Origin of the sequence: Kitasatospora setae KM-6054, assembly GCF_000269985.1 — a bacterium.
Taxonomy (GTDB): Bacteria; Actinomycetota; Actinomycetes; order Streptomycetales; family Streptomycetaceae; genus Kitasatospora; species Kitasatospora setae.
Genome location: NC_016109.1, coordinates 7987982 through 8000499, shown reverse-complemented (window position 1 = coordinate 8000499; position 12518 = coordinate 7987982). Strand labels below are relative to the sequence as shown.

The 12518-nt window shown below is 77.0% G+C and carries 2 protein-coding genes (1 of these 2 cut by a window edge); both read right to left on the bottom strand.

Features of this window, described 5'->3' with window-relative positions; all coding sequences use genetic code 11:
• On the bottom strand, nt 1–375 hold the start of the coding sequence (locus tag KSE_RS34915) for a non-ribosomal peptide synthetase (protein ID WP_014140108.1). 4380 nt of this gene lie to the left of the window's left edge; only the first 375 of its 4755 coding nucleotides appear in the window; the start codon lies at nt 373–375; its stop codon lies off the left edge, out of view.
• Nucleotides 372–12518: an SDR family NAD(P)-dependent oxidoreductase gene (locus tag KSE_RS34910; RefSeq protein WP_014140107.1), complete on the bottom strand. Its 12147-nt coding sequence runs from the start codon at nt 12516–12518 to the stop codon at nt 372–374. The genes KSE_RS34915 and KSE_RS34910 overlap by 4 nt, the downstream gene beginning before the upstream one ends.

Below are 12518 nucleotides of genomic sequence, written 5' to 3'. Positions count from 1 at the left end.
CGGGCCGGTGGCGTCCAGCCGGACGGCGATGCGCAGGTCCGGGTTGCGTTCCACCGCGGCGATCAGCGCCTCGGCGAGCCGGTCCGGATCGACCTGGTCGCCGAGCCAGAGGCCGAGCGGGAGGTTGTAGGAGGTGGCGTCCGGCCGGCTCTCGTGGATGGCCCACAGCGCGGCCTGGCCGCGGGTGAGCGGGTAGGGGTTCGGGTCGTAGGGCGTCGGCGTCGGCGCGGGGGCAGCGGCCGGGGCCGGGGCCGGGGACGGTGCGGGCGCGGCCGGGGCGGCCTCGACCAGGCTGCGCAGCAGCGGGCCCGCGACGTCCTCGGACACCTCGCCGGCGGCGATCGCCTCCAGCAGTTCGCGCAGTGCGGTGCTCATCGGCCCGCCCCTTCCTTCAGTGCGGCCAGCGCGGAATCGACGCCGAGGCTGCCGTCGCGCAGGCCGGCCAGCAGCGCGGCGATGCCGTCCGACGGCGGTCCGGTCACGGGTGCCGGTGCGGATGCGGGCGCGGGCGCGGGTGTGGACGGCGGTGCGGTCACGGGTGCCGCTGCCGGTGCGGGCTGCTGCGACGCGGGCAGCGGCCCGTAGGTCTCGAACACCGCCTGCGCCGCCGACCTGACGGTCTGCCGCACGGAGAAGACCCGGGTCGGGACGTTCACGCCGTAGTCGGCGCTCAGGCGCCGGCTCAGCCGGCGCAGGCCCAGCGAATCCACCCCCGCCTCGGACAGCGCCAGGTCCGCGGTGAGCCGCTCGACCCGCATCCCCAGGTGGGCGGCCAGCAGGGCGCGCACGTGCTCGCGCACGGCGGCCTCCGGGTCCCCGTCAGCCGCTGCCGCCCCGACCGGCGGGACCGCAGCGGGCCCAGCGGGCGGGACCGCAGCGGGCACGGCGGGCACGGACGCCACCGGCTCCGGAACGGCTACCGGCACAGGTACCGGAACAGGCGCGGCTGCGGGCGCGGCCGCCGTCTCCGGAACCGCGACGGGCTCGACCGGCGCGGACTCGACCGGTGCAGGCTCGACCGGCGCGGGCTCGACCGGCGCGGGCTCGGAGCCGGTGACGCCCTCGGCCGGGATCAGCCCCGATTCGGTGGCCTGCACCCGGTCGAACCGGTCGCCGGGAGTGAGCCAGTAGCTCTCCCGGGCGAACGGGTAGGTCGGCGCGGGCACCCGCCGGGGCGCCGCCCCGCGCCACAGCTGCGTCCAGTCGATCGGGGCGCCGCCGACCCAGAGCCGGGCCACCTTGTCCAACCGGCCGGCGTCCAGGACGGCCCGCAGGTAGTGGAGCCCCTCCGCCCCCTCCAGCAGGAGCGAGGTGGTGGCGTCCCGGCCGCTTCCGGTGAACACCCGCTGCTCGGTGCCGTCGGCCAGCCAGGTCTCCAGGAGCGCCGCGAGCGAGGACGGCGAGTCGGCGACGACGGCGAGGCGCTCGGCGTACTCCTCCCGCCCGGTCTGCAGGGTGTGGGCGAGCGCCGCCGGGTCCACGTCCTGGTGGCGGGCGGCCCAGCGGGCGAGGTTCCCGGCGTAGTCGCGCAGCCGCTGCCCGTCCCGGGCCGACAGGACGAACAGCTGGTCGCCGGCGGGCCCGGCGACCGGTTCCTCGCGGTACTCCTCGACCACCGCGTGGACGTTGACCCCGCCCAGCCCGAAGGCGCTCACCCCGGCGCGCAGCGGGGCTTCGGCCCCGTCGGCGGTGCGCACCGGCAGCCAGGGCTCGCGCTCGCGCACCACCCGCAGCGGGCTGTTCTCCAGCCGCAGGTGCGGGTTGAGGGTCTCGAGGTGCACGTTGCCCGGGATCTCCCGGTGGCGCATCGAGAGCAGCGCCTTGATCAGGCCGGTGACGCCCGCGGCCGCCTCCAGGTGGCCGGTGCTGGGCTTCGCCGACCCGAGCGCGACGTGCGGCACGGTCCACTGGGCACCGTGGTCGGCGTACAGCCGGGTGAAGGCCGTCTTCAGGCCCTCGACCTCGATCGGGTCGCCGAGTTCGGTGCCGGTGCCGTGCGTCTCGACGTAGGTGACCGTCCGGGGGTCCACTCCGGCGCGGCGGTGGGCCGCGACCACGCAGGCGGCCTGCGCGTCCGGGTTGGGCGCGGTGAGCGAGTTGGTGCGGCCGCCGTGGTTGACCGCGCTGCCGCGCAGGACGCCGTGGATGACGTCGCCGTCGCGCACCGCCGCGTCGAGGCGCTTGAGCACCACCATGCCGACGCCCTCGGCCCGGGCGATGCCGTTGGCCCGCGCGTCGAAGGTGCGGCAGCGGCCGTCCGGGCTCAGCATCTCGCCCAGGCTCATGTCGACGAACAGGGTCGGCGAGGCGATGACGTTCACACCGCCGGCCAGCGCGACCTCGCACTCGCCCTGCCGGATCGCCTCGGCCGCCTTGTGGACGGCGAGCAGCGAGGACGAGCAGGCGGTGTCGACGGGCTCGCTGGGGCCGCGGAGGTTCAGCAGGTAGGACACCCGGTTGGAGAGGATCGCGTGGGCCCGGCCGGCCGAGTTGTAGCCGTCGAGCGGGACGCCGAGGGCGTGCTGCAACTCGAAGTAGTCGTAGGTGCTGCTTCCGATGAAGACACCGGTGTCCGTGCCGGACAACGCGGACGGCCGGATGCCCGCGTTCTCGATCGCGCTCCAGGTGGCCTCCAGGACGAGCCGGTGCTGCGGGTCCATCGCGACGGCCTCGGTCGGCGATATGCCGAAGAACCGCGCGTCGAACAGGTCGACCCGGCGCATGAACCCGCCCCACCGGACGTTGGTGCGGAACTCGCCCGGCTCGGGCTCGCCGTCGATGCTGCGCCAGTCCCAGCGGTCCGGCGGGATCTCGCGGACGAGGTCGTCGCCCGCCGCCAGGTGCTCCCAGAACTCGTCCAGGTCGTCGGAGTCCGGCAGCACCCCGGCCATGCCGACGATCGCGACACCGTCGAGGCCGGCCGCGACCGGCGCGGCCGGCGCGGCCGGGGCAGCCGGGGCAGCCGGGGCGGCGACCGGCACCGCGACCGGGGCGGCAACCGGCACCGCGACCGGCGCGGCCGTGAACGCGGCCACCGGCGCCGCCAGTGGCGAGGTCGCGGCGGCGGCCGCGACCACCGCGGGATCCTGCGCGAGGATGGCCCGGCCGTGGTCACGGAGGATCTTGGCCACCAGGTCGTCGACGGTGGAGACCCCGTAGAAGGACGCCGGGGTCACGTCGAGGTCCCACCGGGTGTTCACCCGGTGGCTGAGCCTGGTGTACATGATCGAGTCGAAGCCGTAGCGGCTGAGCTGCTCGTCCGCGGCGAGCTCGCCGGGCAGGACCCCGGCCACCTCCTGGACGAGTGCGAGCAGTTCGTCCGCCACGGCGGCCTGCCGGGCGTCGTCGGCCGCGCCGGCTCCCGACGCCGGGGCGGGCCCGGCGGGCCCGGTCGCGGTCGCGGTCGCCGGGACGGCCTCCGCCGGTGTGGGGGCGGTGGTCCCGGGCGCGAGCGCGTCGGCGGACGGCTCGTGGTCGCCGACCCAGCAGCGCCGGCGCTCGAACGGATAGGTGGGCAGCGCCACCAGGACGCCGCCGCCCGGCCACTCCACCGGTTCCCCGGTGACCCAGCGGTCGGCCGGGGCCGTGCCACCGGGCCGGGCCAGCGCGGGGTGGTCCGCTCCCTCGGCGGCGGCGGCGAGCGCGGCGGCGAGGGTCCGGCGGTCGGCGGCGGTGACGGCCAGCCGCTCGGCCATCGCGTCGCGGCCGTGCTGGAGCGTGTGGGCCGCGTCCGCCAGGTCGGCGATCCGGTCCAGGCCGTCGCGCAGGGCGGCGGCGTAGCGGCGCAGTGCCTGCGGGGTGCGGGCCGACAGCGGGAAGACCCAGGGGCCGGCCGGACGCAGCGGTGCCGGGCCCGGCTGGGCCTCCTCCAGCACGACGTGGGCGTTGACCCCGCCGTAGCCGAAGGAGCTGACGCCCGCGCGGCGCGGGTGGCCGGCCGGGCGCGGCCAGGCGGTCGCCGACCGCACCAGGTGGAACGGGCTCCCGTCGAACCGCAGGTGCGGGTTGGGCGCGGTGAGGCCGGCCACCGGCGGCAGCACGCCGTGCTCCATCGCCAGCAGCGTCTTGATCACCCCGGCGACCCCGGCGGCGGACTCCAGGTGGCCGACGTTGGCCTTCACCGCGCCGACCGCGCAGTACGGCTCGGCCGGTTCGGGCAGGCCCCGGCGGCGGCGCAGTTCGTCGAAGGCCGTCCGCAGGCCGTTGATCTCGACCGGGTCGCCGAGTTCGGTGCCGGTGCCGTGGGTCTCCAGGTAGCCGACCGTGGTCGGGTCGACGTCCGCGCGCTCGTACGCCTGGACGATCATCGCCGCCTGGGCGGCCGGGTTGGGCGCGGTCAGCGAGCGGGCCCGGCCGCCGTGGTTGACGGCGCTGCCGCGCAGCCAGGCGCGGACGGTGTGCCGGCGCGCCCGGTCGGCGCCGGTCAGCACGACCAGGCCGAAGCCCTCGCTGCGGACGAAGCCGTCGGCCTCCGCGTCGAAGGAGCGGCACCGGCCGGTGGGGCTGAGCATGCCGGTGCTGCTGAGCAGTTCGTGGTTGTGCGGCGTCAGGACGAGGTTGATGCCGCCGGCCACCGCGATCTCGCACTCCCCCGACCGGATCGCCTCGGCGGCCCGGTGGATCGCGACCAGGGAGCTGGAGCAGCCGGTGTTGACCGGTTCGCTCGGCCCGTGGAGGTCGAGCAGGTAGGAGACGCGGTTGACCAGGATGGAGTGGGTGGTGGCGGTGGCGGCGTGGGCGTCGACCGGGTGGCCGGCCGACCGGCGGATCTCGTCGTAGTCGTTCGACCCGGCGCCGATGAACAGGCCGACGTCGGTTCCGGCGAGCGCGCCGGGTGCCAGGCCGGCGTCCTCCAGCGCCGTCCACACCCCCTGCAGCACGAGTCGCTGTTGCGGGTCCATCCCGGCGGCCTCGTGCGGCGAGATGCCGAAGAACAGCGGATCGAACATGTCGACGTCGTGGACGAACCCGCCGTGCCGGGCGTGCACGCCCTCCGGGAGGGTGCGCCAGTCCCAGCGGTCGGCCGGCACCTCGCCGATGAGGTCGTCGCCGGCCGCGAGGTGGCGCCAGAAGTCGTCCAGGTCCCGGCTGCCGGGCATCCGCGCGGACAGTCCGACGACGGCGACCGGATCCGGGCGGGCGGGGCGGGCGGCGCGGGCGGCCGGCTCCGGTCGCCGTTCGGCCGCGGCGGTCACGGCCGGCGGGGCGGTCACGGCCGGCGCGGCGTACCGGGTGCGCAGCCGGTCCCCGTGGTCGCGGACCAGGCGCTCGGCCAGGGCGCGCAGGGTGGCCGTCTCGTAGAACAGCGCGGGGGTCACGTCGAAGTCGAACCCGTCGTTCAGCCGGGTGGCGAGCAGGCTGTAGCTGACGGAGTCGAAGCCGTAGTCCCCGATCGCCCGGTCGAGGTCCAGCTCGTCGCGCGGGATGCCCGAGGCGTCCGAGGTGAGCGCCAGCAGCTCGTCGGTGAACGCGGCGGCGGGATCGTCCCCGGCCGGGGCGGCGAGGGTGCCGCCCGCCGCCGGGGCGGCGCCGGCCGGCGTGGTTCCGGGCGCGGCCGTGGCGACGACGACGTGCTGGAAGTTGCGGCGGGTCTCCGCGGGGCCGGGCAGCGCGGCCACCGGGCCGTAGCCGGCCCCGGTGAGCAGCGCCGTCCAGCCGGGCACGTCCAGCAGTGGCGAGCCGGGCAGGCGCAGCGCGGTGTCGTGGTGCGTCCACCAGCCGTCGAACAGGCCGTAGGTGACGGTCCCGCAGAGGGTGACCGTGGTCAGTTCGTTGAGCAGCAGTTCGCCCCCGGTGCGCAGCACGGTGCGCAGGTGGCGGACGGCCCGGCCGAGGTCGGAGGTGGCGTGCAGGACGTTCGCGCCGACCACCAGGTCGAAGCGGCCCGCGGGGAAGCCCTGGCCGACCGGGTCGCTGTCCAGGTCGAGGCGCTTGAACCGGGTGAACGGGTGGCGCCCGCCGAACTCGCGCCGACCGTGCGCGAGGAAGGTGACGGACAGGTCGGTGTACCAGTACTCGACCCGGTCGCCGTACGGGTCCAGGGCGCGGAGCAGGCCGGCCGAGGTGCCGCCGGTGCCCGAGCCGACCTCCAGGACGCGGACCGTCCCGTCGGCCGGCAGCTCGGCCACCCGCCGCTCGACGTGCGCCATCAGGCGGTCCGTCAGCAGGTCGTTGTAGAGGTCGCTGATCGGGTTGCCCCGGTAGACGCCCTCCATCAGCGAGGTGCCGGAGGAGGGGAACAGCAGCTCGGTGGCGAGGAGTTCGCCGCGCAGCAGTTCGCCGTAGTGCGCCAGGCAGTGCGCGAGCAGCCTGACGAACACCGCGTGCTCGGGGTGCGCGGCGGCGAGGTCCTCCAGCTGCCGCAGGTGTCCGTCGGCCCTGGCCGCGGCCAGGGCGCCGGGCACCGGCCGGTGGCGCCCGGCGCGCAGCTCGACCAGGCCCTCCTCGGTGATCATGGCCAGCAGGGTGCGCAGCAGCCGGTCGTAGCGGGGGACGACCCCCACCCGGCGGGCGACCTCGTCGGCGTCCGGGTCGGAGCCGTGCCACGCGCCGAGGTCGTCGAGGACGGCGAGCAGGGCGCTGCCCGCGATCGTCGCCATGCGGCGGTCGAGGGCGTGGAAGTCGTCCACCAGCAGTCGGTCTCCGGCGGTCAGTGGGCGGCCGGTGGGCACCATCCGCGTCGTCTCCGTTCTCGCTGCTCCCATCCGGTCGCGCAGGGCTGCGCTGCCGGGTACCACGACGACCTGGGGGTTCGGCTGTCCGAGGGCCCGGGCGAGCGCGGCGAAGCCGCTCCCGGGCTCGATGGAGGTGAAGCCGGCGGCGGTCAGCCGGTCGCGGTGGGGGTCGTCGGCCACCGCTCCGACGGTGCCCCAGTAGCCCCAGTCGACGGCGCGCACCGGGTAGGGCAGGCGGGCGTCGAGGGCGTGGGCGTAGGCGTCCAGGAAGGTCGATCCGGCCGCGTAGTTGGCCAGGCCGGGATCGCCCAGGAAGGACTGCGCGGACGAGAAGAGCACCAGGAAGTCGAGGTGCCGTCCGCGCAGGGCGTCGACCAGGGCGGCCGCGACGCCGGACTTGGCGGCCAGGCTCTCGGTCAGGTCGGTGTCCGAGAGGTGGTGGGTCAGCCGGTCGCGGCGGACCAGGGCGGCGTGCAGGACGCCGTGCACCGGCCCCTCCTCGCGGAGGAGGGCGGTCATCCGGCGGACGTCGGTCGCGTCGGCCCGGACGTAGCGGATGCCCTCGCCGAGCCCGTCGGCCGGCCCTTCGCCGCGGCCGACGAGGACGACCCGCGCGTCCTGCTCGGCGACGAGCCGGCGGGCGAGCGCCAGGCCGATCCCCCGCGCGCCGCCGACGACCAGGTACCGGCCGCCGCGGCGCAGCGGGACGGCTCCGCCGCCCGCCGGCGCGGGGCGCAGCACCTGGGTGTGGCGGACCGTGCCGGTGCAGGCGAGGCGGGTGCCCCGGGGGGCCGGTGCCACCAGGGCCGCGGACGGGTGGGCCGGGTCGAGGTCGACGGTCGCGACCGACCAGCCGCGGTGCTCGTTCTCCAGCACCCGGGCGAAGCCCACGACCCCGGCGGCGTACGGGTCGGTGACACCGCGTCCGGGGGCGGCGGCGGCACCGACGGTGACGACGACCCAGTCGAGTTCCGGGATCCGGGACCACTCCCGCGCGTACCGGGCCAGGGCCCGGACGCCGGACGCCTCGGCCCGGGCGACCCGCTCCACCTCGTCGGGGGCGGCCTCCGTCGTACCGGTCAGGACGTAGACCAGGCGCGGTACGACCGCCACCGGGTCGCCCAGCCCGACGAGCAGGGCGTCGGGGTGGCGCTCCGCCAGCTCGGCCGCCAGGCCCGCCCGGGAGGGGGCGTGCAGCACCACGACGGGGCCGTCGGGGGCCCGCCGGCCGGCGGGGGCGGCGCACGGCTCCCAGACCGGGAGGTCCATCGGGAGGTCCGCCGGGACGTCCGCGGCGACCTCGACGGGTGCCTGGACCGGGAGCGCCGCCGGAGCCGGGGCGGACGGAACCGGGGCCGCCGGGGCGTTGCCGACCCAGCAGCGGACCCGCGCGAAGGGGTAGCCGGGGAGCCGCACCTTGCGCGGCTTGCGGTCCCGGTGCAGCGCCCGCCAGTCGGGGGCGGCGCCGGCCACCCAGGCCCGGGCCAGTTCGTGCGGGTCGAGGGAGTCCGGGGCGGTGGCGCCGACCGGTCCGGCGGCGGTGCCGCGGTAGCAGCCGGCCGGCGCGGCGCCGTCCAGGTAGGCCCGGAGGGCGGAGCGCAGTTCGTCCGGCCCGGAGACGACCACGGCGAGCCGTTCGGCCATGGCCTCCCGCCCGGTCTGCGTGGTGTAGGCGAGGTCCGCCAGCGGGACGCCGGGGCCGGCCGGCACGGCCGCGGCGAGGTCGGCGAGCGTCGAGCGCGCGTCGACGTGCGGGGGGCGGCCGGGGAAGCGTTCGGCGAGGGTCAGCGCCAGGCGGCGCAGGTCCTCCGCGTCCAGGCCGAGCTCGTCGAGTGCGGTGTCCGGGTCGGCGCCCGCCAGTCCGGCCGGTTCCGCCACCTCGGCGATCCGGTCGGCGGCCGGCAGGTCGGTGTAGCGGTGCGCCAGTTCGCGCAGCGCCTCCTCGGTGCGGGCGGAGAGCAGGACGGCCTGCGGCCCGCACAGCCCGGTGTCCGGTCCGGGCGGCTCCGGGAACTCCTCGACGACGACGTGGGCGTTGGACCCGCCCGCGCCGAACGCGCTCAGTCCGGCCCGGCGCGGGGTGCCGACCCCGGCCGGCCACGGCTCGGCCCGGCGCTGCACGTCCAGCCCGACGGTGTCCCAGTCGACGGCGGGGTTCACCGGGTCGGCGTGCAGGGAGGGGGCGAGGGTGCGGTGGCGCAGCTGGAGGAGGATCTTGGTCAGGCCGGCGATCCCGGCCGCGGACTCCAGGTGGCCGATCGACGACTTCACCGACCCGATCCGGGTCGTCGTCCCGCCGAACACCTGGTCCAGGGCGGAGATCTCGATCGGGTCGCCGAGCGAGGTCCCGGTGCCGTGCGCCTCGACGTAGCCGATCGACGCCGGGTCCACGTCCGCCCGCGCGAGCGCCCGGCGCACCACCTCGGCCTGGGCGGCCGGGTTGGGCACGAAGAAGCCGCCCGCCCGCCCGCCGTGGTTGACGGCACTGCCCTTGATCACGCCGAGGACGCGGTCGCCGTCCTCCAGCGCCCGGGCCAGCGGCTTGAGCACGACGACGCCGACGCCCTCGCCGGGCACGTAGCCGTCCCCGCCCTCGCCGAAGGCCCGGCAGCGTCCGTCGGAGGAGACGAAGCCGACCTGGCTCAGGTGCAGGTACTTGTAGGGGTGGACGATCGCGTTCACGCCGCCGGCGAGCGCCACCTCGCACTCCCCGGAGCGCAGGCTCTCGCACGCCAGGTGCAGCGCGGTGAGCGACGACGAGCACATGGTGTCGAGCGCGAGGCTGGGCCCGCGCAGGTCGAGGAAGTAGGAGACCCGGTTGGCGACGGCCGAGGCGAAGGACGTCGGCAGCACCGGCAGCCGCTCCTCGGCGCCCAGGCCGAGCATCTGGTACTGGGTGAACATCACCCCGGCGAAGACGCCCACCGGGCGCCCGGCGACGTCCGCGCGGGTGAGGCCGGCGTCCTCCAGGGCGTGCCAGGAGGTCTGCAGGAACAGCCGCTCCTGCGGGTCCATGCCCTCGGCCTCGCGCGGCGTGATCCGGAAGAAGCCGGGGTCGAACTCGTCGATGCCGTCGAGGAAGCCGCCCCACTTGCTGGTCGAGCGGCCGGCGGCTCGCTGCGGCTGGTAGAAGCCGTCCGTCCCCCAGCGGTCCGCGGGGATCTCGGTGACGCAGTCGCGTCCGGTCCGCAGGTTGGTCCAGAACTGGTCGAGGTCCTCGGCCTTGGGGTAGCGGCCGGCGACGCCGATCACCGCGATGTCCCCGGTCCGGTCGGGAGCGGCCTCCTCGACCGGGGCCGGCCCGGTCACCGCGGCGGTGTCGGCGGGCGCGTCGACGGGGGTGCCCGCTGGGGTGCCGGCGGCGGGGTCGGCGAGGGACAGGGCCAGCGCCTCGCGGGCGCGCCCGGGGTCGCCGTGCAGCACCACGACCTCCGCGCCGGTGAGCGACAGCGCCCGCTCGAACACGGCCAGGCCCTCCGCGGTCGGCAGCGGGACCTGCCCCTGCCGGCGGAACAGCGCACGCGCCGCGTCGTCGGTGCGCATCCCTCCCTCGGCCCACAGCGGCCAGTCGAAGGAGAGCAGGCCGTGCTCGCGGGCGTAGGCGTCCTGGAAGGCGCCGGCCGCGGCGTAGTCCGCCTGCCCGACGTTCCCGGCGACGCCCGTCACCGAGGAGAACAGCGCGAAGAAGTCGAGGCCGAGGTGGCGGGTCGCCCGGTGGAGCAGCACCGTGCCGCGCACCTTGGGCGCCAGCACCGCGGCGAGGTCCGCGGCGGACTTCCCGGGCAGCATGGCGTCCCGCAGGACCCCCGCCGCGTGCACGACGCCGTCCAGCCGGCCGTGCCGGTCGATGACGTCGGCGACCAGGGCCGTCACGTCGGCGGGCACCGTCACGTCGGCGCGGACGAACCGGCCGGCGACCGGCGCCGCCGGAGGCGTCCGCCCGGCCAGCACGGCCGTGGCTCCCCGCTCGGCCAGCAGCGCGGCGAGTTCCCGGCCGATGCCGCCCGCGCCGCCGGTGACCAGGTAGACGCCGCCGGGGCGGATCCGCTGCCCGCCGTCGAACCGCGCGTCGAGGTAGCGGCGCACCTCGCGGCGCCCCCGGGAGTGCCGCACCCAGGTCTCGGCCCCGTCGCCGGTCTCCGCGAGCAGCGCCCGCGGGTCGGCGTCGCCGTCGCACTCGACGGCGGTCACGGCGAGCCCGGGCCGCTCCAGGCGGACGGTGCGGGCCAGCCCCGCCACCGCGGCCGCGACCGGCCCCGGCCCGGCGTGCACCACGGACACCGGGCGCGGCGCGAGCGCCTGCACCAGGGCGAGCAGTTCGCGGCAGGCCGCCTCGACGGCCTCCGGGAGGTCGTCGGCGGGCGCGGCCAGGTGCAGCACCCGCTCCGGCGGGGTGCCGAGCTCGGCCAGCAGCCGCCGGAGGTCGCCGGCCTCGTCGGCGCGGAGCTCGTACGCGTCGGGCCCGAGCCGGCGGAAGGCCGCGCCGCGCCGGACGGTGACCTGCCCGGGGTGCGCCCGGAGGTCGCCGATCACCAGCAGCGGTCCCGGTTCCGGCGCGGCCCGGCGGGGCGCCGGCTGCCAGACGCCGGTCAGGCAGTGCGTGCGGGCGGGGGCGGCGGGCTCCGGACCGTCCGCCGCGGGGGCGGCCGGGGCGCGCCGGTCGGCGGGCAGCAGGCCGAACAGGTGGGCGGCGACCGCGTCGACCGTGGGGTACTCGAACAGCAGGGTCGGGTACAGCGCGATGTCCCACCGCGCCTCGAAGGCGCGGACCAGCGAGAGCAGGTGGGACGAGTCCAGCCCGAGGTCGTAGAAGCCGAGATCGCCGTCGACCGCCAGGGAGGGGTCCCCGACGGCCTGGCGGACCAGCTCGACGACCTCCGCCCGGAGGTCGCCCAGCCCGGCCCCGGACCCGGCCCCGGCCTCGGACCCGGCCCCGGCCCCGGCCCCGGACCCGGCCGTCGCCGGGGCTTCCGGCGCGACGGGGGCCGACCGCTCGGCCGCCGCGGTGAGCCGGGTGATCGACGCCGTGGAGCGGATCCGCTTGAAGGTGAGGCCGGTGAACCGGGCGGCGGGCGCCCCCGAGCCGTCGTACAGGTCGATGTCGGCCTTCACCACGTCGGCGCCGGCCGCCACCCGGGTGAACCGCAGGTCCACCGTGCAGGTCTCGCCGAGCGGGCGGACCGCCCGGAACCCGCCGATGTGCAGCGGGATCAGCGGGCGCCCGTCGGCGTCCTCCCCCGCGAAGGCCAGCGCGTACGCCTGCATGGTGGAGCCGTCGAGCAGGGCGGGGTGGAGCAGGAAGTCCCCGGCCGTGGCACGGGCCTCCTCGCCGAGCGCGATCTCGGACCTGACCCGGTCGGCCGCGACCCGCAGGGTGCCGGTGACCCGCATGAACGCCCGGTGCTCGATGCCCGCCGAGCGCCCGGTCGCGTACACCTCGGCGACGTCGCGGGCGGCGCCGGTCGGGGCCGGGGCGGGCGTGCCGGTGAGCGGCGGCAGGTCGGTGCGCAGGGTCGCGTGCAGGTGGGTGGTCACCGTGTCGTCGACCGGGCGGCCGTGGTGGGTGCGGCGGCTGGTCGCGGTGACCCGGTGGACGTCGCCGTCGGGTTCGGCCACGACGGTCAGCTCCCGGTCGAAGTCCTCGGTGGTCACCACGGGCTCGACGAACAGCACGTCGCTCAGGCCGGTCCGCTCCAGCGGGAAGTCGTGCGCCGCGAGCAGCCGTTGGACGATGTCGAGGAACGTCACTCCGGGCAGGGTGCGCACCCCGTGCACCCGGTGGTCGTCGACGATCGGGTTGTCCCTGGTCAGGTGTAAGGCACAGCGTACGGACCGTCGGTCCAC